Annotated in this window: 23 protein-coding genes; 20 read left to right on the forward strand and 3 right to left on the reverse strand. The window is 41.8% G+C overall.

Annotated elements, in window-relative coordinates; all coding sequences use genetic code 11:
• Nucleotides 1–122 precede the first annotated feature (122 nt).
• The 12 genes from LI074_RS08075 to LI074_RS08130 all read left to right on the forward strand — a co-directional run bounded on the left by LI074_RS08075 (nt 123) and on the right by LI074_RS08130 (nt 10415).
• Complete coding sequence (locus tag LI074_RS08075; protein ID WP_055199896.1) at nt 123–638, forward strand: prepilin peptidase; 516 nt, start codon at nt 123–125, stop codon at nt 636–638.
• The gene (locus LI074_RS08080) at nt 635–1660 is read left to right on the forward strand and encodes a hypothetical protein (RefSeq protein WP_022380463.1); all 1026 of its coding nucleotides are present in this window, start codon (nt 635–637) and stop codon (nt 1658–1660) included. The genes LI074_RS08075 and LI074_RS08080 overlap by 4 nt, the downstream gene beginning before the upstream one ends.
• Before the next feature lie 35 nt (nt 1661–1695).
• Nucleotides 1696–2886 carry a CpaF family protein gene (locus LI074_RS08085; protein ID WP_055199838.1) on the forward strand — a complete coding sequence of 397 codons (1191 nt, stop codon included), beginning with the start codon at nt 1696–1698 and terminating at the stop codon, nt 2884–2886.
• A complete protein-coding gene (locus tag LI074_RS08090) occupies nt 2883–3656 on the forward strand; it encodes a type II secretion system F family protein (protein ID WP_055152002.1) in 774 nt (257 codons plus the stop codon). Before LI074_RS08085 ends, LI074_RS08090 begins: the two co-directional genes overlap by 4 nt.
• 8 nt (nt 3657–3664) lie before the next feature.
• Complete coding sequence (locus LI074_RS08095; protein WP_020993263.1) at nt 3665–4699, forward strand: type II secretion system F family protein; 1035 nt, start codon at nt 3665–3667, stop codon at nt 4697–4699.
• Between the two features lie 60 nt (nt 4700–4759).
• Nucleotides 4760–4960, forward strand: coding sequence for a Flp1 family type IVb pilin (locus LI074_RS08100; RefSeq protein WP_020993262.1), 201 nt, complete (start codon nt 4760–4762; stop codon nt 4958–4960).
• Between the two features lie 30 nt (nt 4961–4990).
• A complete protein-coding gene (locus LI074_RS08105) occupies nt 4991–6472 on the forward strand; it encodes a DUF5702 domain-containing protein (protein WP_173679383.1) in 1482 nt (493 codons plus the stop codon).
• A 24-nt stretch (nt 6473–6496) separates the two neighbouring features.
• The gene (locus tag LI074_RS08110; protein WP_055053365.1) at nt 6497–7336 is read left to right on the forward strand and encodes a TadE family protein; all 840 of its coding nucleotides are present in this window, start codon (nt 6497–6499) and stop codon (nt 7334–7336) included.
• 20 nt (nt 7337–7356) lie between these two features.
• A complete protein-coding gene (locus LI074_RS08115) occupies nt 7357–7782 on the forward strand; it encodes a prepilin peptidase (RefSeq protein WP_226840026.1) in 426 nt (141 codons plus the stop codon).
• Nucleotides 7779–8240: a TadE family protein gene (locus LI074_RS08120; protein WP_025578565.1), complete on the forward strand. Its 462-nt coding sequence runs from the start codon at nt 7779–7781 to the stop codon at nt 8238–8240. The genes LI074_RS08115 and LI074_RS08120 overlap by 4 nt, the downstream gene beginning before the upstream one ends.
• A 30-nt stretch (nt 8241–8270) precedes the next feature.
• Nucleotides 8271–9740, forward strand: a complete 1470-nt coding sequence (locus LI074_RS08125; protein WP_167338128.1) for a DUF6382 domain-containing protein — start codon at nt 8271–8273, stop codon at nt 9738–9740.
• Between the two features lie 84 nt (nt 9741–9824).
• Nucleotides 9825–10415 carry a rhomboid family intramembrane serine protease gene (locus tag LI074_RS08130; protein ID WP_020993258.1) on the forward strand — a complete coding sequence of 197 codons (591 nt, stop codon included), beginning with the start codon at nt 9825–9827 and terminating at the stop codon, nt 10413–10415.
• A gap of 7 nt (nt 10416–10422) precedes the next feature.
• Here the strand turns inward: LI074_RS08130 and LI074_RS08135 are convergent, their stop codons facing one another.
• A complete protein-coding gene (locus tag LI074_RS08135) occupies nt 10423–11106 on the reverse strand; it encodes a sensor histidine kinase (protein ID WP_265107663.1) in 684 nt (227 codons plus the stop codon).
• A 139-nt stretch (nt 11107–11245) separates the two neighbouring features.
• Here LI074_RS08135 and LI074_RS08140 point away from each other — a divergent pair, with 139 nt between their 5' ends.
• A complete protein-coding gene (locus LI074_RS08140; protein ID WP_025578568.1) occupies nt 11246–11659 on the forward strand; it encodes an HIT family protein in 414 nt (137 codons plus the stop codon).
• Between the two features lie 26 nt (nt 11660–11685).
• A complete protein-coding gene (locus LI074_RS08145) occupies nt 11686–12219 on the forward strand; it encodes an RNA polymerase sigma factor (RefSeq protein ID WP_008706973.1) in 534 nt (177 codons plus the stop codon).
• On the opposite strand, the gene LI074_RS08150 is transcribed toward LI074_RS08145, so the two are convergent.
• Nucleotides 12220–13290 carry an undecaprenyldiphospho-muramoylpentapeptide beta-N-acetylglucosaminyltransferase gene (locus LI074_RS08150; RefSeq protein WP_008706972.1) on the reverse strand — a complete coding sequence of 357 codons (1071 nt, stop codon included), beginning with the start codon at nt 13288–13290 and terminating at the stop codon, nt 12220–12222.
• A gap of 176 nt (nt 13291–13466) precedes the next feature.
• Between LI074_RS08150 and LI074_RS08155 the strand changes: the two genes are divergently transcribed.
• Complete coding sequence (locus LI074_RS08155) at nt 13467–13907, forward strand: hypothetical protein (protein ID WP_118569164.1); 441 nt, start codon at nt 13467–13469, stop codon at nt 13905–13907.
• Between the two features lie 425 nt (nt 13908–14332).
• Nucleotides 14333–15949: an MBL fold metallo-hydrolase RNA specificity domain-containing protein gene (locus LI074_RS08160; RefSeq protein ID WP_055057657.1), complete on the forward strand. Its 1617-nt coding sequence runs from the start codon at nt 14333–14335 to the stop codon at nt 15947–15949.
• Between the two features lie 149 nt (nt 15950–16098).
• Here the strand turns inward: LI074_RS08160 and LI074_RS08165 are convergent, their stop codons facing one another.
• Nucleotides 16099–16344, reverse strand: a complete 246-nt coding sequence (locus LI074_RS08165) for a TIGR03905 family TSCPD domain-containing protein (protein WP_008706968.1) — start codon at nt 16342–16344, stop codon at nt 16099–16101.
• Between the two features lie 368 nt (nt 16345–16712).
• Here LI074_RS08165 and LI074_RS08170 point away from each other — a divergent pair, with 368 nt between their 5' ends.
• From LI074_RS08170 to LI074_RS08185, 4 genes are all read left to right on the forward strand, one after another.
• Nucleotides 16713–17411 (forward strand): 5'-methylthioadenosine/adenosylhomocysteine nucleosidase, encoded by a 699-nt coding sequence (locus LI074_RS08170; protein ID WP_008706966.1) that lies wholly within the window; start codon nt 16713–16715, stop codon nt 17409–17411.
• Nucleotides 17412–17520: 109 nt separating this feature from the next.
• Complete coding sequence (locus LI074_RS08175) at nt 17521–17889, forward strand: hypothetical protein (RefSeq protein ID WP_022379846.1); 369 nt, start codon at nt 17521–17523, stop codon at nt 17887–17889.
• A gap of 87 nt (nt 17890–17976) precedes the next feature.
• Nucleotides 17977–19140: a class I SAM-dependent methyltransferase gene (locus LI074_RS08180; RefSeq protein WP_008706963.1), complete on the forward strand. Its 1164-nt coding sequence runs from the start codon at nt 17977–17979 to the stop codon at nt 19138–19140.
• Nucleotides 19137–21590 (forward strand): hypothetical protein, encoded by a 2454-nt coding sequence (locus LI074_RS08185; RefSeq protein WP_173698085.1) that lies wholly within the window; start codon nt 19137–19139, stop codon nt 21588–21590. Before LI074_RS08180 ends, LI074_RS08185 begins: the two co-directional genes overlap by 4 nt.
• Nucleotides 21591–21649: the final 59 nt, after the last annotated feature.

Raw genomic sequence — 21649 nt, forward strand, 5'->3', positions numbered from 1 at the left:
AATCCCGTCAGTTCGGCGGTTAATTCCACTTTTATTTTTTTAAAATACCAAAGAAGAGACTGACTGTTTCCTATTGTATGAACAGTATCGAAACAGTTGCGAAAAATATAAGACTGGAGGTGATGCAATATGCATTTTTTCACCTTTTTCCTGTAGCGGTTGCCGGGATTGCCATGATCATGGATATCCGTACAGCAAAAGTTGATAACGGATGGATTATTTTTTCCATGTCTGTGGGACTGTTTGTCTGTATATGGCAAAAGAATATTACGGGAATTGGATTTTTTATAATGGGAAGCGTAATTCCGTTATTTCTTATGATCCTCTTTGCTTTTGGGATGATAGGTGCCGGAGATATTAAACTATTCTGCGCACTGGGAGGGATAATGGGCTGTGAATCTATCATAAAATGCATCTTTATTTCTTTTCTGACAGGTGCAGGCATTTCGGCCGCACTTCTGATCTTTAACCACAATTTCTGTGAACGTATCCTTTATTTTATTGAATATGTGAAATGTACAGTCAGTACGGGAAAGATTAGTTCCTATCGGAGAAAAAGTATTGCTGCTCCTGAAAATTTCCATTTTACGATTCCTGTTTTTATAAGTGTGTTGTTATATGCAGGAGGTATCTATTGAAAAGAAATATTTTTGCAGTATGCGATCTGGAAGTGGATTATGCGCTGAACTTTATGGACTATATGAACCGGAAGAAGAATATTCCCTTTGAGATACAGGCATTTACATCTGTAGAGAACCTGATCGCCTATGGGAAACAAACACATATAGAGTTGCTGTTGATTTCCGGGCGGGCTATGTGCCGGGAAGTCCGGGATCTGGATATCGGGAAGATCATCATTTTGTCGGAAGGGGTACACCCTCCGGAACTTGACCAGTATCCAAGTGTGTATAAATATCAGTCTTCTTCTGATGTTCTCCGGGAAGTGATGGCATGTTATGGCGCCGAAAAAAAGACAGTGGCAGATCAGATTGCTGTATTAAAAAAGACAACAGAAATTATTGGAATATTTTCACCTCTGGGACGTTGTCTGAAAACCTCTTTTGCATTGACACTTGGACAGATACTTGCCAAAGAACGAGCCGTTCTTTATCTGAATATGGAAGAATATTCCGGATTTGAAGAATTGATGGGAAAAGGTTTTGCCCACAATCTGAGTGATCTTCTTTATTATGTGAGACAAGATAATCAGAATCTTCTCTATAAGATGAACAGTATGATACAGACGATCAATAATCTGGATTATGTTCCACCTGTGCAGATGCCGGCAGATATCCGTACAACAGCCTGGCAGGACTGGGAACGGCTTTTTCAGATGCTTATACTTGACAGTTCTTATGAAGTGATTGTGCTGGATATTGGATGTGGGATTGATGAAAATTTCCAGTTGCTGGATATGTGTAAGAAGATTTATATGCCTGTATTGTCTGATGCTGTTTCACAGTGTAAGATTGCGCAGTTTGAGAATCTGGTCCGAATCTGGGATTATCCTCAGATTCTGGAAAAGACGGAAAAGATAAATCCACCGTTTCATATGGCAACCTGCCTGTCACCTGCGTATGTTGAACAGCTGATGTGGAGTGAACTGGGAGATTATGTGCGGAACCTTCTGAGGAAAGAAAGCCAGAAAAAAGAAAATTAAAAAAGTTCCGGAAAGATGCTGTAAAGGGAAAAAGGATGAACAAAGATGTATTTAGAAAGCTGCGACAGATGCTGATGGAAGAACTGGATCTGTCCAGAGAATTATCGGATAAAGAAATCCTTGATGTAATTGATGAGCTGATTCTGAACCAGATAAAAGATGTCCGTCTTGCGCTGAAAGAAAAGGTACAGCTTCGTCAGGAACTGTTTTATTCTGTCCGCAAACTGGATGTGCTTCAGGAACTGGTGGATGATGAGACAGTGACTGAGATCATGGTAAACGGGCCGGATACCATTTTTGTAGAACGGGCCGGCAAGCTTATGAAATGGCATAAAAGTTTTACTTCTGCTGAGAAACTGGAGGATGTGATCCAGCAGATTGTTGGAAAATGTAATCGTGTGATCAATGAATCCATGCCGATCGTGGATGCAAGACTGGAAAATGGTTCCAGGGTAAATGCTGTAATTTATCCGGTTGCATTAAATGGTCCGATTCTCACTATAAGGCGTTTTCCTGAACACCCCATTACAATGGAAAAGCTGATCGCACTGGGAAGTATCACACAGGAATGTGCAGAATTTCTGGAGAAGCTTGTGAAGGCCAGATATTCCATGGTCATAGGAGGCGGAACTGGAAGCGGAAAGACTACATTTCTTGCAGCAATGTCGGAATATATCCCCAAGGACGAAAGACTGATCACAATAGAAGATAATGCAGAACTTCGTATCAGGGGAATTGATAATCTGGTCCGGCTGGAAGCAAAGATGGCAAACATGGAAGGAGCAGTTTCTGTTACAATCAGAGATCTGATCAAATCTGCATTACGAATGCGTCCGGACAGAATCATAGTGGGAGAAGTCCGCGGCGGAGAGGCAATGGATATGCTTCAGGCATTGAATACAGGGCATGAAGGGTCGCTGTCTACTGCCCATGCCAATTCTGCCAGGGATATGTTATCCAGACTGGAAACAATGGTTCTGATGGGCGTTGATCTTCCATTGGAAGCAATCAGAAGACAGATTGCTTCCGGAGTGGATATTCTGGTACATCTGGGAAGAATGAGGGATAAATCAAGGAAATTGCTGGAAGTAACTGAGGTGTGCGGCTTTGAAAATGGAGAAATCCGTATCCGGCCGCTGTATCAATGGCAGGAAGGGAAAGGTCTTGTAAAGACAGCATCCCTCCTTCATGTGGAAAAACTGGAAAGAGCGGGGATTGAACTATGAAAGGGAAAGAAAAAGAACAGCTTTATCAGAAACGTAATTATGATCATTATCATTTTTCTATGAAAGAACTTCTGAAATATATGGGACAGGCACTGGCGTTGTGCATAATGGCAGATTATCTTTTTTACAAAAGTAAATGGGTGTTGCTTCTTATGCTTCCCGTTCCTGTGTTTTATCTGAAATGGCAGAAAAATCGTATGATCAGGGAAAGACGGAAGAATCTGAATTATCAGTTTAAGGATGCACTTACTTCGCTGAGTGTTGCGGTTCAGGCTGGATATTCGGTGGAAAGCGCGGTAAAAACCTGTGTCAGAGATTTGGAGAGACTCTACGGAAAGGGAACGGATATTGTGGAGGAATTTCGCTATATTGAAAGCCAGCAGCATATCAGTGTTCCGCTGGAAGAGCTGTTTCTGGATCTTGGAGAAAGAAGTCAGATAGAAGATATCGAAAATTTTGCCTCTGTATTTTATACAGCCAAGCGTACAGGTGGTGATATGAACCGGGTAATTCAGAAGGTGTCTCGTATGCTTGGAGATAAGATTGACGTTAAAAAAGAGATTGAGGCTACACTGGCAGCAAAGAAGTCAGAACAGATGATCATGAGTCTTATGCCTGTGGGAATTATCCTGTACTTGCAGATGACTTCACCGGGCTTCTTAAGTGTTCTTTATGGAAATCCCTTTGGAATTGCAGCAATGAGTATCTGTCTTGTCATTTATGCTGCGGCATACTGGCTTGGCAGAAGGATTGTAGATATTGAGGTGTGACAGTACAAATGTGGGTACATGTTGTCATTTTTGTTATGATCCTGTGTGCACTGACCGGCTGGAAAAAAGGATGGATTCCATCTTCCGGAATCGGAGGGAAGGATGGTATCAGACTTTTTGCGGTAGTAGCGATAGCCGGAAATCTGCTGGGCATGATCCTTACTTTGCAAAACGGTGGACAGGTGTATCCTCAGGGATACCGTCTGGAAAAGGAGGATACAGGATCATATGAGAAGGAATTTATGGTATCCGTTGACGGAGAAGAACCGGTCTCCATGTACATTCAGGTACCGGAGAAGGAACTGGAAGAGCAGGAGGAAGAACCGAAACAGAATAAGAAGCTGACCAGAAAAGAACAGGCACAAAAAAGTATTGCAGAGGCAGTATCCCGGTATAACGAGCAGCGCAGTGATCCGGATTATTATTATCTTCCGGATAAGCTGAATGGAAAAAAGGTAAAATGGGAAAGTCCGGCAGACACTTCCGGAATGCTTCTGACAGGACTGTTTCTTATTGCGGCAATGGCAATTCTTGTGATGAAAGGGAGAGAAGAACAGGTTCAGCTTCAGAAACGGTATGAAGAACTTCTTATGGATTATCCGGGACTGATCATGAAATTTACACTTCTGGTTCAGGCCGGGATGACTGTAAGAAAGGCATTCCAGAAAATTTCTCTGGATTATGGAAGAAAGAGAAAGCGGAATCCAAGACCTGCGTATGAAGAGATACGGATTGTCTGCTATGAGATGGAAAGCGGAGTTTCTGAAAGTGAAGCATACAGAAGATTTGGAGAAAGATGTGGTCAGGCAAAGTATAAAACATTTGCCACGCTTCTTATCCAGAATCTCCAGAAGGGCAGCAGACAGATGGCTGATATGCTTGAAAGAGAATCAACCGAAGCATGGGAAGAACGAAAGAGAAAAGCACGTGTTCTTGGAGAGGCTGCAGCCACAAAACTTCTGGTGCCGATGATCATGATGCTTATTGTCGTTATGGCAATTGTCATGATTCCTGCTTTTATGTCTTTCTACGGAGAAACATGATAAGGTGCTGCAGTAAATTCTGTGCAGCGTAAAGGGTGCTTTTGGATATGGAGGGAAAAAATGGGACAATTGATAAGACAGATAAAAAAGAAAAACGGACTGATACGAAGATTCGCAGAGGAAGAAGACGCTGTAGGTGTTGTGGAGATCATTCTGATTCTTGTAGTCCTGATCGGGCTTGTCATTATTTTCAAAGAGCAGTTGACCGAACTGGTGCAGAGCATTCTTTCAAAGATCGCCAAACAGAGTAATTCTATTTAAGATGAAAAGAGAAGGAGGTGTACTTCCTGTATGAAATATTGCGGAAAGGAAAGAGGAAGCATTACATTATTTCTTGCATTAATACTCAGTCTGCTTTTGTCTCTTGTATGTACAAGTATAGAATCTGTACGTATGGCATCGGCCAGAACCCAAATACTCAACAGTATGGATATCGGACTTTATTCTGTATTTGGACAGTATGACAGGAAACTTCTTGAGGAATATGATCTGTTTGCGCTGGATGGTTCCATGGGAGGCGGGCAGCTTAATCTCGCAAAGATCTGCGATAATCTGGAATCCTATATGAAACCGGTGTTAAAGCAGAACAGTCAGAAACTTGAACTGCATCAGAGCGGACTTACCGGTTACCGGCTTCTGACAGATGAGTGCGGAGAGGTTTTTTATCAGCAGATTGTGCAGTATATGCAGGAAACTCTTGGAAGTCAGGGGGTACAGCTCCTTCTCAACAAAATGTCTGATCGAGAGAGAAAAACAGAAGAGGCGGATCTGAAAGCGAAACAGGCGGAGACAGGAGGCTCCATCGACAGATATGATTCAGAAATGAATCAGGCTTCTCAGAAAAGCCGGCAGGCAGCACAGGGAGCTGAAAACAGGCAGCAACAGGAAGGACAAATATCAACCCAGCCAGCACCGACGCAGCCACAGGCTGACAATCCCATCAGTATTATAAAAAGAATTATGAAAATGGGAATACTGGAGCTGGTTTTGCCACCCGGACGGGAAATTTCCACCCGGACAGTCAGCAAAGACACAATGGTTTCGGGAAGACAGCTGCAACAGGGAATGGAGATGCCGGACGGAGTGACAGCAGATAGCAGTTATACTTCCGGGGTTTTGTTTCAGCAGTATCTGATGAATCATCTGGGAAATTACACAGATCCGTCAAAAGAAAGTCTTGCATATCAGATGGAATATGTTTTTGGAGGAAGAGACAATGATATAGATAACCTTAAATCTGTGGCATCAAAGCTTTTGTTCATCAGAGAAGGCGTAAACTTTGCATGTTTGATGGCAGATAATGTAAAAAGAACAGAGGCACAGGCACTCGCTGCAGCCATTGCGTCGGGATTTCTGGTTCCTCCGGCAGCGGTAGTGATAGAGTCTGCATTGCTTTTATGCTGGGCATTTGCGGAGAGCGTACTGGATGTGAGAGAGCTTTTTGCAGGAGGGAAGATTCCCCTTGTAAAAACTTCCGCAGACTGGCAGATTTCGCTGTCTAATCTTTCAAGTCTGATGGAAGGACTGGATTCCATGCGGAAAAACAATGAACATGGATTGTCCTATGAGGATTACCTTCAGGTTCTGATATTGCCTGTTTCAAAGGAAAAGAAAGTGATGAGAGCTATGGATATGATCGAAGATGCGATAAGAAAGAAAGGCAGGGCAAATTTTTATATGGATTCCTGTGTTGTAGCTCTGGAGGCATTTGCGGAGGTAAAAGCAAACAGGAAAAAGGAATTTCAGGTGATACGTCAGTATTGTTATGAATGAATTGCTGAAAAGAGGTGTGAAAAGATGCTTTTACAGAAAGAAAAACAAAGCATTGAAGAAATCGGAAAAAAAGATAAAAAAATTTATGAAAGGAGAAAAGTCTCTCTAAGCAATATTTACGATCTTTTATTCCCCCAAAAGAGTCGGAAATATTTTCGGACAAATGCAAAAGAACATATTGGAGAAGTTTCTTCTGTAAAAGTATCTTTCTGCACCTCTTTTCGGGGAAAGATTAAGAAGGGAAGTCTGGCAGTAGAAACAGCACTTGTACTGCCGCTGTTCTTCCTGGGAATGGTTACGCTGATTTCGTTTATGGATATATATAAACTGCAGACGGAACATCTGACTGCATTGTGTACGAAGGCAAAACAGGCGGGAATGTATGCGTATCTTCCGGGTGGGGACAGTGTTGATGATATTACGCTGCCGGATATCTACACGTATAAACCCTTTGGTGGACTGATACCTCTTCCGGATGTTGTAGTTTATAACCATGTAAAAGTCCATGCATGGACAGGAACCGAATTTCCTGACAATGGAGGAGAGCAGGGAGAAACAGAACCGATGGTTTATGTAACTGACTCGGGCAGTGTGTACCATAAAAATCCGGGCTGCAGCTATCTGAATGTTTCATTAAAACAAATTCCCGGAAGTTCCGCAAAATCTGCATCCAATAAGTACGGGGAGCATTATTCAGCCTGTGAAATCTGCAGCAGGAATCAGAATCCGGCAGGAGTGGTATATGTTACGGAACAGGGAAACAGATACCATAATCTGGAGTCCTGCAGTGGGCTGAAACGTTCGGTAAGACTGGTAAAAGCTTCCTCTGTTTCGGAAATGGGAGCATGTAGCAGGTGTGGCTGAATTTTGCCGGAGAGATGTATATGGAGATGAATGGCGTAAAAGAAATATGTGTACTTGGATTTCTGGGAATAAATTCATGGATAGATATCAGAAAAAAGCAGGTTTCTCTTCTGCTGATCATAATATTTGCAGTCTGCGGAACTGTGTGGACAATATATAGCAGAAGAAATGTTCCGGAGGTTCTTATGTGCGTGGGGACAGGTTTTCTCTTTGTGCTGATCAGCATCCTTACAGAAGGTGCTGTGGGAATGGGCGATGGCTGGCTGCTTATGGCACTGGGGACAGTGCTGTACCCGGAAGAATTTTTTTCAACACTTTTTATAGGAATGATCTGCAGTGCAGTATGGTCCGGCATCATGATGATGGGATTTTGCAGAAAGGGAAGTACGGAGATACCGTTTGTGCCATTTCTGCTGGCAGGATATCTGGGAGGATTTTTGATATGAAAGATAATTTTTGTATAACAAATGAATACAGTATAATTCGTAAGGGAAGTTTTACAATCGAGACTGCCTGTGTCATGCCGTTGATCCTGCTGGTGTTGATGGGACTTATCTATCTGAGCTTTTTTGTACATAACAGGGCATGGCTGACAGCGGCAGCTTATGAATCGGCAGTAAGCGGGAGCATGGAAGGGATTAAGAAAAATGGAGAAATATATGATACTGCAAGGATGCGCAGTGAGGAGCTGGGGAGTATTGGCTTTTTCGGGGCGGAGAATTTAGGTACCCAGACAAATGTGGGAAAAGAAGTGCAGGTAACCTATGACCTGGACACGATCTCGTCGTATGGCAATCTGAGCTGGCATTTGAGGACAGAAGGGAAATCCGCAGTGATAAATCCGGTGAAACATATCCGCAGACTGCGGGCGGCGCAGGCGGTACTGAGAGAAATGGGGGAATAGAATAGTATGCGGACAGAATATAAGAGGGATATGAATCATAATTATCTCATTGTCTATGGTGAGAATGAGATCAATACAGATTCCTATCAGGTAAGGATGCTTGCGGGAAATGTGATTCCCTCTCTTCTGAAGTGCAGGATACAGGGGATGGATGGCAGATTTTTTATCTATTTTGATATTACTTCGAAACAGGCGGTGAATGTGCTGTATGAAGAAAAGAAGATGGGAGTTGAAGATCTCAGGCTTATTTTCGGTGGTTTTGTAAAGGCTATGGAAGATGCGGCGGAATATCTGATCAATCCCGGACAGTTTATAATGTCGCCGGAATATATTTATACAGATATTGAAAAAAGACAGATTTATTTTTGTATGATGCCCGGATATGAGAAGGATATTAAAGAACAGTTTCAGCTTCTGACAGAATATATTCTGCCGAAAATAGACCATCAGGATCAGGATGCGGTAATCCTTGGATATGGAGTATATAAAAGAGCAATGGAAGACAGTTTTCATCTGGAGCATATTAAAGAAGAATTATATAAAACTCAGAGTTCAGATGTAAATGGGGAGAAGAAAGAAAAAATAAATGCAAAAAAGACAGAGCAGGAGATGGAGTTTGCAGAAGAAGAGACTTTCCCGGAAGATAATGAAAACCGGAATGAATTTGTAAGAGAAGGAGAAGATTCAAAAGAACCCGGCCGACTGAACCCGGTCGGTGTTATTGTGCCGGCTGCTGTTCTGATCTGTGGACTGGCAGCTGCTATCCTGAAGGGATATCTGCCACATGTGGAAATGGAAACCATACTTGGTGTAATTGTTATAGCTATAGCGGGTATCATGCTGGGCCTGCGTATTATAAAGACAAAAAAAGTTTCGCATTTCCCGGAACAGCCGTATGCATCAGGAGAAACAGTGGGACACATAGAAAAAATAAGAAATATACCATCATGGAATAAAACAGAAAAGAAAACATCAGGGAAAAGATCAGGATGGAAAGAAGCAGAAGGAAAAGTGTCAGAGCAGAAATGGGAGGACAGATTATATGAAAACCTGTCCCAGACAGTGGAGAGAAATCAGCAAACAAATCAGAGTCAGCCGGTGAATGGGCAGAAAATGTCAGACTGTGGACAAAAAACTTCCGAATCATCCCGGATACATATGGACTATGGTGAAACAGTAGTACTATCTGCCGGAACAGTAAGCGGACCTGCAAGTCTGGTGAGCAAAGAACCGGGAGAACTGGCGACCATTTATCTCAATGAAGATCTGACTGTGATCGGAAAGTTGGAAACTGCCTGTGATGCGGTGATCAGCCTGCCTACCGTAAGCCGTATCCATGCAAAAATACGAAAAAAAGAAGAAAACTATTTCCTTAGTGATATGAATTCCAGAAACGGAACGTCTGTAAATGGAAGATTACTTCGTCCGGATGAGGAATATCAGCTTGAACCGGAAGATGAAGTGGATTTTGCACAGGCAAGATATATATTTCTGGAATAAATGTTTTTACAAAATACAGGAGGTCTGCTACAATTAGTAATGGTACATTGTTTTTGAGATAAAGAAACAGAAAAGAGGTAAAACTTGGAAGAACTGAAAAAGGCACCGGTTACAGTGCTTCTCATTCTGGCGAATATTCTTGTTTTTACTGCAGTGGAATTTACCGGAGGATCAGAGGATACCATGCATATGCTTCAGTGCGGAGCGGCATATACTCCCGCCATTATGCAGGGAGAATACTATAGGATCTTTACAAGTATGTTCCTTCATTTTGGACCGCAGCATCTTGGAAATAACATGCTGGTACTGTTTGTGCTTGGAGGCAGACTGGAGCGTACAGTTGGAAAACTGAAATATCTGCTGATCTATCTTCTGGGAGGAATGGGTGGAAATCTGCTGTGTCTGTTCCTGGAACTGGACAGTGCGGATTTTGCAGTTTCGGCAGGTGCATCCGGTGCAGTGTTTGCTGTGATGGGTGCAATGATCTATGCTGTGATCAGGGGCAGAGGTCATATTGAAGATCTTTCTGCCAGACAGGTAGTGATCATGGCTGCTTTTTCGCTTTATTTTGGTTTTACAAGCGAAGGGGTGGACAATGCGGCACATGTAGGCGGTCTTATCTGTGGATTCCTGCTTGCAGTTCTGCTTTATCACCCTTCGCAGCGTGCAGGATAACCGACCTTTATTCAGGGGATGCCGGCAGATAAATATAAAAGGCAGAACCCTGACCGGGAGTGCTGGAAACCCTGATCTGACCATGGTGTGCAGAGATGATTTCTGCTGTTACTGCAAGCCCGAGACCGGTTCCTTCCGGTTTATATGTAATGAAGGGATGAAAGATATTCTCAGTCTGCTTATGCGTCATACCACATCCGTTATCTTTAATACAGATGCAGATGCCGGAATCTGCAGGGGTGAGATTTACAATAATCTTTCCGCCTAGCTGATCGATGGCTTCACAGGAATTTTTGATCAGGTTAAATATGACCTGACGCATTTTTATCCGGTCAAGAAAAACAGGTGAAGAAGTATGTTCCACATGTATTTCCAGCCGGATTCCCAGATAGTCCAGAGTGTTTTTCTGACAGGATAAAACAGTGGTCAGAAATTCCGCGGGATTTACGGGAACAAGAGTAACTGTCTGCGCATGGCTGAAGTCAGAGAGTTCTTTCAGCAGTTCTTTTACATATTCAAGGTTATCCATAAGACTGTCCCATTGTCTGTAACTGCACAGTTCCGGGTGAGAGGAAGCCATCAACTGAAGTTCACTGTTGATCAGCGTGACCGGATTACGGATTTCATGTGAAAGTCTGGATAAAAGAAAACGAAAATCTTTTTCTGATTGTTTTGTTATTTCAATCTGCATATTATCACCTCAGGAAAAGTGTATCATTGTGAACTTTCAGCCGCAACTGATTTCGTCCTGAAAAATTCGCAATAAAACGACAAGTATTACTGATTATTGCAAATCAAAATCTTGAATTTTAAGAAAGAAGGATTTAAAGATGGAAAATTGTATTTTTTGTAAAATCGCTAATGGAGAGATTCCTGCTGCAACACTTTATGAGGATGAGAATTTCAGGGTAATTCTTGACCTGGGCCCGGCGAGTAAGGGACATGCGCTGATCCTTCCGAAATCGCATGCTGCCAATATTTATGAATTATCGGATGAAATGGCTGCAAAGGCAATGATTCTTGCAAAGAAAATGGCGACAGCAATGACAGCAGCACTGAAATGTGACGGATTTAATATTGTACAGAATAATGGCGAGTGTGCAGGGCAGACAGTATTTCATTTTCATATGCATCTGATTCCGAGATATAAAGGAGATCAGGTGGGAATCACATGGCACCCGGGTGAACTCAGTGATGCAGATAAAGAAGAAATCCTGTTAAAAGTAAAGGAGCAGCTGTCCTGATATTCTGATACAGCACATTGCAAAAGATGGAGAATATAGATTTTGTAAGTATCTACAGGAAATACCGCTCTCGGGCGTTCAATATTGGAAAATTTATCCTTGGCGATGAAGATGAAGCAGAAGATGTCTGTCAGGATGTATTTGAGACTTTGTTTCATATGGGCCGGAGTGTGGATTTTTCAGATGAAAAGAAACTGGAGAATCTGATTGTCAGAATCAGCTACCATAAGGCATCCGATCATCGCAAAAAGGCCTTCAGGAAATATGAATATGCGAACTCAGATGCGATTCTGGAAATGACAGATATGCGGGTAAGAAAAGGTAATCGTGTAGATGAGATTGTTCTGAATCTGGAGGCAGCAGGATACCTGCAGTCGATATTTGAAAAACTGAGAGAAAAGAACAGGACAAATTATGAAATCTATGTCAGTGTAACGTTATATGACATACCAACGCGTCTCGTTGCCAGACATTATCATATCACAGAAAATAATGTGAATAACAGAGTCATGAGGACGAGACGCTGGCTTGCCAGGGAATATAAGAAAATAACCCGGTGATTACTGTTTATTTACGCAGTCTTCGATCAGCCCGGTGATTTTTTCAATAGAATTCATATGACTGCTTTCTGACATGGCATGAACATAGGACTCTCTGTTCTGGTACAGTTCGCGGATTGCGTTTAAAAGTGTGCTTTCTGTAATCTCTTCTTCCTCAAGTACCATGCTGAATCCCTGGCGTTCAAATGAACGTGCATTGAGGATCTGGTCACCGCGGCTGGCATTTGCAGAAAGCGGGATCAGAAGATTGGGTTTTTTTAAAGCATTCAGTTCACAGATTGCATTGGCACCTGCGCGGGAGATAACGATATCAGACAGAGCAAACAGATCGGCAAGCTCCTGTTTAATATATTCATACTGTACATATCCTTTTGTGTCTTTGAGACTTTCATCCATTTTTCCCTTACCACACAGGTGGATAACCTGAAACTCTTTTAAAAGTTCCGGAAGGATTTTGCGGATATTTTCATTGACAGATGCAGCACCAAGACTTCCGCCGATCACCATAAGAACCGGTTTGTCATCTGTGAAACCACAGAATTCGCGGGCTGCCTCTTTACTTCCGTTTAATAATTCCTGACGGATAGGAGTACCTGTAAGTACTGCTTTGTCAGCAGGAAGACTTTTTACAGTCTCAGGGAAGTTACAGCATACTTTTGTGGCAGATGGAATGCAGATCTTATTTGCAAGTCCGGGAGTCATATCTGATTCATGAATGATGGTAGGAATTTTACGTCGACCGGCAGCGATTACAACCGGGACAGTCACGAAGCCACCCTTGGAGAAAACCACATCTGGTTTTAATTGTTTCAATAATTTTTTGGCCTCACCGAATCCTTTCAGTACACGAAATGGATCTGTGAAGTTTTTCAGATCAAAATAACGTCTCAGCTTTCCGGATGAGATTCCGTAATAAGGAATATTCATTTCTTCAATAAGCTTTTTTTCGATTCCATCGTAGGATCCGATATAGGAAATTTCGTATCCAAGCTCCTTAAGGCGTGGGATCAGAGCAATATTCGGAGTCACATGTCCGGCTGTGCCGCCGCCGGTGAGCACAATATGTTTCATAGAGATTCCTCCTGTTTTATTCTGAATAGTTACAACAATTCTATAAAAGACTGCAGGGAATCCGGGAATATGTGAAATCCTGCGAAAATGTCCGGATTCATTATTTTATGGAATTGCTATACGTTACTATTTAATATGAACCCAGGGGGAGAACTTGTCAAGGAAAGTTAAATATTATGAAGAACAAAACAGATATACAGACAAAAAATCAGCAGATAGACCAAATACTTCAAGAGCAGTATGATGCGGAAACCAAAATACTTGAATCCGCATTGTTGAACGTAGCAGGCAAAACCTCATGGGATGAATTTCCGGAAGAATCCGAGGAGAAGATCCGGGCGGGGTATGATCGGCTGATCACCCGACTGAGAGAAACAGGGGATTTCAATGAAGCAGCCAGGGCTGAAAAGACAGGAAGCACCAGGGCAGCAAAGGAAAAACTTGAAATTCTTGAGTATGACTGGAACAGGACTCACAGAATCCTGAAATCTGCAGCTGCCGCAGTGGCAGTAGTTATGTTGACTGCGCTGGTGGGAATGACTGCTATAGCTGACTGTCGATATCCGGATAAAAATACGCAGACATATCAGAAAACATCCGTTTTTGAAAAAAAATAAAAAAATTTTATTTTTTTGTGTGATATTTGCCGATTTGATTCGCATAGTATATGTAATGAAAGTTTGCGAAGCAGAAATCCGGCATTTTATTCTTCGGATAAGGGTGCGGATCAAAGGCTCGGAACAAAACGTTATATATTTATGCACTGACCGACAGAGAATCATTAAAATATCGGCAAATTTTTAAAATTCTTACGTGGCAGATGCAAAGAAAGGCAGGAACAGTCGAAAAAAAACTGTTTCTGCTTTTTGTTTTCAGAAAAGATATTGTTAATTTGTTTCATTGTAGTGTATAATTAATACAATATAGAAGGATCATAAAAGCAGTAAAAAGTTGCCGGGTTAAACAGGCAAAATGCAGCAAAACAATTGGGGATATCAAAAAGATTCCGAGAGTACATCAAAATCTGAAGGGAGGTTTTTATATGAAGATTACATTTATCGGGGCAACTCATGAGGTTACGGGATCCTGTTATTATCTGGAGGCAGCAGGTCACAAGTTTCTTGTAGACTGCGGAATGGAGCAGGGACCGGATTATTATGAAAATGCAGAAATACCAGTGGCTTTGGGAGAGATAGAATTTGTTCTTCTGACACATGCACATATAGATCACTCAGGTAATCTTCCGGCTATTTATGCAAAGGGGTTCAGAGGACCGGTATATGCCACAGATGCCACCAGCCATTTATGCGATATTATGCTCAGAGACAGTGCGCACATTCAGATGTTTGAAGCAGAATGGAGAAACCGTAAAGGCAGACGACAGGGCAAACCGGAATTTGTTCCGGCTTATACAATGGAAGATGCTATGGGAGTGATCAGAAACTTTGTGGGATGCCCGTACAATAAGATGATCACTCCTGCAGAGGGAATCTCAGCCCGGTTTATTGATGCAGGCCATTTGCTGGGCTCTGCAAGTATTGAGCTGACGATCAGGGAGGAGGATACAGAGAAAAAGATTGTATTCTCCGGAGATATTGGAAATACCTGCCAGCCCTTGATTAAGGATCCTGAGTATCTGCACCATGCAGATTATATAGTTATGGAATCCACTTACGGTGACCGCAGTCATGGAGAAAAGCCTGATTATGTGAAACTGTTGTCAGAAATCATCCAGGAAACCTTTGACAGAGGAGGAAATCTTGTGATTCCTTCTTTTGCAGTGGGACGTACGCAGGAAATGCTGTACTTTATCAGACAGATCAAGGCAGACGGACTGGTGTATGGACATGACGGATTTAAAGTATATGTGGACAGTCCTCTTGCAAATGAAGCTACCACGATTTTCTCGGAGCATCAGTATGACTGTTTTGATGAAGAAGCGATGGAACTGATCAAAAAGGGAATTAATCCAATCAGTTTCCCTGGATTGAAGATTTCCGTCACCAGTGATGATTCGAAGTCGATCAATTATGATGAGGAGCCCAAGGTAATCATTTCAGCCAGTGGTATGTGTGATGCAGGCCGTATCAAGCACCATCTGAAACATAATCTGTGGAATGAGAAGAATACGATTCTTTTTGTAGGATATCAGGCGGTCGGTACTCTTGGAAGAGCACTGATCGAGGGGGCTGCAGATGTGAAACTGTTTGGTGAACCTGTTCATGTGGCAGCGCATATCTGCCAGATGCCGGGAATCAGCGGTCATGCGGATGTGAATGGCCTTTTAGACTGGGCGAAGGCATTTGAGGAGAAACCGCAGAAAGTCTTTGTTACTCATGGAGATGATACAGTCACAGAGATTTTTGCAAAACGTCTGACAGATGAACTGGGGTATGATACAATGGCTCCGTTCAGCGGTACGGTTTATGATCTGGCAGACGATGTATGTCTGTATGAGGCAAAGGGTGTGAAAATCCAGAAAGCATCTGCATCACCGAAGGCAACAAGAGCAGCCAGAGCTTTCGAGAAACTTCTGGCACTTGGTTACAGGCTTATTACGGTTATCAGGAAAAATGAAGGAACGCCGAATAAAGATCTGGAAAGATTTTCAAGAGATGTTCAGTCCCTGTGTGATAAATGGGACAGGACAGATATGTAAATTAAAAAAATATCCCACGAAACTTTATCTATAGCAATCTTTGTAAATAATATATTGATTCAATTTACATTATTTAAGAGGCTTGCTATAGTTTTCGTGGGATATTTTATATGGTCACCTGCGTAACTGTTCAGTATTTCCACAGTTGTTTATTTGTTCAGAACTTCCTCCAGTGCAGTGGAAAGCTGATCCGGACATGAGGTATTCTTAAATCCGCATTTGATTCCTTTTAATCTGCTGATCACTTCCTCTGCATCCATTCCCTCTACAAGACTGGCTACACCCTGGGTATTTCCGCTGCATCCGCCGATGAAACGGACATTGTGGACTTTCTTATTGTCATCTACTTCAAATTCAATATGGCTGGCGCAGACACCTTTTGTTTTATACGTCATGATATGTTTCCTCCTGTGTGAAAAAATGTAACTATAAATGCTGCTGTTCATATACCACTACGTTACTGTTTACTTCGTTCTCAGTAACGTAGCCAAAATTTATTCCAGATTGCCTGCGGCAATGGAATTTTGGCTTGTATGTCTCGGGATTTTGGCATATTCATGCCACAACACCTCGCGGAATAGTGATATATGAACAGTAACATAAAATAGCAATTGTATTATAACAGAGGATAAAAAAAGTTTCCATATAAATAAAGTTTTGCTATAATAAAGAAATGTCAGGAACATTTGTCACTGTTTACACATCTGAACCTGATACCATGAAAATGAAAAATTACAATATACAAAGAAGAGGTGTTTTAATAATGAAATGTATCGGAATTATCGGAGCAATGGAACAGGAAGTTGCAAAAATCAAGGAAAAAATGCAGGATGTCACAATTACATCCAGAGCCCGTATGGATTTCTATGAGGGAACTCTGGAAGGAAAGAAAGTAGTTGTTGTACGCTCAGGAATCGGAAAAGTAAACGCAGGTATGTGCACACAGATCCTTGCAGATGTATTTGGTGTGGAAGCGGTGATCAATACAGGAATTGCAGGAAGTCTGAATAATGATGTAAATATTGGGGATATTGTTCTTTCCACAGATGTTTTGCATCATGATATGGATGCAATCGGCTTCGGATATAAGAAAGGTCAGATTCCGCAGATGGATGAATTTTCCTTCCCTGCTGATGAAAAACTTCGTAAACTGGCTGCAAAAGTATGTAAAGAAGTAAATCCTGAGATCAGTGTATTTGAAGGAAGAATCTGTTCCGGAGATCAGTTTATCTCAGATAAGAGCGTTAAAGATGCCATCATTTCAGAATTTGGCGGATTTGCAGTAGAGATGGAAGGTGCTGCTATCGGTCAGGCTGCTTATCTGAACCATATTCCATTCCTTGTAGTAAGAGCAATCTCTGATAAGGCAGACGGAAGTGCTCACATGGATTACGCTGAGTTTGAGATGGCGGCAATTGAACACAGTGTCAAATTAACTGTAAGAATGATCCAGGAATTGTAATCTGCAAGAAGTAGATGAAATAAAGCGGCACGTGAACTGTATTTCGGCACAGTCTGCAGAACTTTGCATATACTGAAATAGACAATCGAAAAGAATGCAGGATCGTACGATGTATCTGAAAGAATATTTTCCGTTTTATACCACATATGCAAATCCTCTTCTGTATGAAGGAGAACGGATGCAGGATAAAGAATTTAACCTGATGAAATCCTATTATCCGGGGACTGTACAGCATATTCAGGAGAAAATAGAAGAGGAATGTGATCTCATGGATTATGAGGGAAGCCGCCTTTATGATGAATATCCGGATAAATATATGATTTATCATTTAAGCTGCAAGATCAGGGAGAGTATGGAACCGGAAATAAGCACTCAGGCTATCAGGGAGGATTTTCTGGATGAACTGATACAGGTAATGCTTTGTCAGGAAATATCCAGAAGAAGATGCCGCAGATATCGCTGCAGGAGATACTTTTAAAACAGATTGTAATTGCTCGGGAAATCGGTTTGCTGGTACACCGGACAGTTACAACAGATTATATAACATTAACAGACAGAAAGAGCAATGAAAAATTTAAGAGAATATTTAGAAGAACAGATAAATGAAAATCTGATACAGGCTGTTCTGAGTGCCGGCAGAAATAAAGATGGCATATCAAAAATAAAGATTCGTCCGATCCGGCTGAAAGGACAGATCTGTTATCAGGCATCTGCCACAGAAGGACAGAAAGTTCTGCATAAAAACTACGGGCGTACGGAACTGATTGAATATGTGGAAAAAGAACTTGCAGAGAATTTCAGACAGTTTCAGGCACAGGGTGCAGTAACAGACGGGGTTGTTCTTGTCAGTAAAAAGGGGAAAATGACTATTAAACAGAAACACCATGAACAGAAAGAAAAAGTTCAGATCCAGGCACATAACCGGGTGAAACAATATATTCTTAAAGAAGGTGTTCCGGTTCCGTTTTTGATCGATCTGGGAGTTATGAATGAACAGGGAAAGATTATCCATGCCAGATATGACAAATTCAGACAGATCAATCGTTTCCTTGAATTTATTGAAGATATACTTCCCAGACTTTCCAGAGACAGAGAAATAACGATTCTGGATTTTGGCTGTGGAAAGAGTTATCTTACCTTTGCCATGTATTATTATTTAAGAGAACTAAAAGGATATGATGTAAATATCATAGGTCTTGACCTGAAAACAGATGTAATTGAGAAATGTAATTCTCTGGCACTCAGATACGGATATGAGAAGCTGCATTTCTATCATGGTGATATTGCAGATTATGAAGGTGTATCCTGTGTGGATATGGTGGTAACGCTTCATGCCTGTGACACAGCTACCGATTATGCACTTGCCAAGGCAGTGGAATGGGGAGCTGAAGTCATTCTTTCCGTACCCTGCTGTCAGCATGAAGTTAATAAACAGATCAAAAATGAAATGCTGGAGCCGGTTCTGCGCTATGGAATCCTGAAAGAAAGGATGTCTGCGCTGATCACAGATGCTGTGCGTGCAGATCTTCTGGAGAGCAAAGGTTATGATACCCAGATCCTGGAGTTTATTGATATGGAACATACACCTAAGAATCTCCTGATCAGAGCAGTCAGAACAGGGAAAAGATCAGACCAGGGTAAGGTGGAGAAAATGCTTGCAGCCCTGAATATCCATCCCACACTGGACAGGCTTCTGAATGAAAAAGAACAGGAAGGGAGTGTGCGATGAAAAGGATACTGAAAAAAGCAGGTATTCTTCTTCTGGTATTTCTGCTTGGTACAGCAGGTACTGCATTGCTTCTTAACAGTGAATCCACAGATAACCGTTCTGATTTTAATGACGCAGTGTTTCCGGAAGTCATGGTGGATATGAATGATACGCTGATAAACCGGATGTATGGATATGCGCAGCCTATGCAGGCGGATTTTAGCAGAGACAGTGTGACTCCTCTGGATACATCAAAAAAACTGACATTTAAAGTGAATCCCTATGATTCGGAAGTAAAGAGTTTTTCTTATGAGATCCGTACATCTGATGGAAGTAAAGTCCTTGAAAATAAGAAGATTAAGAATCTTGTAAAAGAAGATCAGTATTTGTCCGTAGACGTGGAGATTGGCAGTGATCTGCGTATGAATCAGGAATATTCCATGCAGATTGCCCTGGAACTGGATGAGGGTACAGCATATTATTATACGAGAGTTGTTTCCAGGTCACAGGTACATGCATCAGATTATGCAGCTTTTGTAAAATATTTTTATGAAGCGTGTCTTGACAAAGAGTCAGCAGATGCACTGGGAAGTTATCTGGAACCACAGACAACAGGAGCAGCAACGAATTACTCGGGAATTAATATTAATTCTTCCCTGAGTGAGATCAGTTGGGGGAATCTTGCTCCGCAGCTGTGTCAGGAGGGAATTCCTGTGATCAAAGAGATCAATGAGACAACTGCCAGCGTTGTGCTGGAATATCAGCTGACTTCGCAGAATGATGATGAGGAAACGGAATTATATGACGTAAAAGAATTTTACAGAATGAAATATCAGGATACCAGGATTTATCTGCTGGATTTCCAGCGTTCTGCAAATCAGGTCTTTGATGGTACACTGCCTGTTTATGAGGATGATGGGATTATCCTTGGAGTGCGCGATAAGAATGTAGAATATATGATGAATGATGCTGCTACTGTGATAGCTTTTGTGCAGGAGGGAGATCTGTGGTCCTATTCACCGGGCAATGAAAAGGTAAATCAGGTTTTCAGTTTCAGAAAATTGAAGGACGGAGATTTCCGTGATTCCAGAACTCAGCATGACATCAAGATCGTCAGAGTAACTGATGAAGGAGATATTGATTTCGTACTTTATGGATATATGAACAGAGGAAGCCATGAAGGATATGAAGGAATTGCAGTTTACCATTACAATCGTGATAAAAACGTGGCAGAAGAAAGAGCCTTTATCCCTGTTTCGGAATCATTTGAATTTCTGAAAAAAGATCTTGAAAAACTGTCCTATGTCAATGAAAAGAATGAGCTGTTTCTGATTCTGGCGAAGAATCTTTACAGGATCAATATCGAAGAGAACTCCAGTGAAATTCTTGAAAAAGGAATAAAAAATGCGAATTTTGTATCTTCCGATAATAATGACCATGCAGCCTGGCTGGTTTCAGAGGGGGATGAAAAGGGAAATATCAAGGAAATTGATTTTGATACCTGTAAAACCCGACTGATCGCACCGCAGAAAGGCCAGAGACTTCGTACAGTTGGATTTATGAATGAAGATCTGATTTATGGAATGCTGAATAAAGAAGATATTCTTACAGATGAGGAGGGACATAAATCTGTTGGGATCCGCATTCTGCGCATTGAAGATTTTGAAGGAAATGTAAAAAAAGAATACCGGAAAGACGGACTTTATATCACTGATATTTCAGTAGGAAATACTCTGATCGAGTTTGAACTTTCTGCAAAATCCGGAGAAACCTCTTATGTTGCCCAGAAGAAAGATACGATCATGAATAATAAAAAGGCAGCGGCAAATACAGTAAAAATCGAACTTATTTCTGCATCCAGGACAGGTGTTCGTGTGAAACTGGTATTTAACACAACCAAACAGACAGATTCTCCGCTGACTATGTATGCAAAGGTAAGCAGTTCCGATCGGAAAGACATTGTTCTGGACACTCAGATTCCTCAGGAAACAGCATATTATGTTTACGGACAGGGCGGACTGGACGGTATCTATACAGATCCGGCGAAGGCTGTATTGCGTGCAGATACGCTGGGAGGTGTAGTGCTGAACCGTACACAGCAGTATGTATGGGAACGTGGAAATAAAAAGACAAAAATGCAGATAGATACAGAAGGGATTCCGGAGAGTGTGCTTCAGGGAACCTATGATATTAAAACCCTGAAAAAGAGCCTCAAAAAGACCGGAACTGTGATCGATCTTTCCGGCTGCAGTCTGGACAGTGTGCTGTACGAGATAAGTGCACAGCGTCCGGTAATTGCCAAAACGGGAGCAGATACAAGCGTAGTGATCGTAGGATATGATGAATATAATACCTGGCTGTATGATCCGGTTAAAAAAGAGACCTATCCGTATGGAATGAATGACAGTACGGATCTTTTCCAGAAAGCCGGAAATGTGTTTATCACCTATATAGAAACAGTAAATTACTGATGAAAAACATAACCGGCAGGCAGCTGAGAACGGAGCGAACAGTAACGCGACAGCAACCT

Source organism: Blautia sp. MSK18_10 (genome assembly GCF_020553185.1).
Taxonomy (GTDB): domain Bacteria; phylum Bacillota; class Clostridia; order Lachnospirales; family Lachnospiraceae; genus Blautia_A; species Blautia_A wexlerae.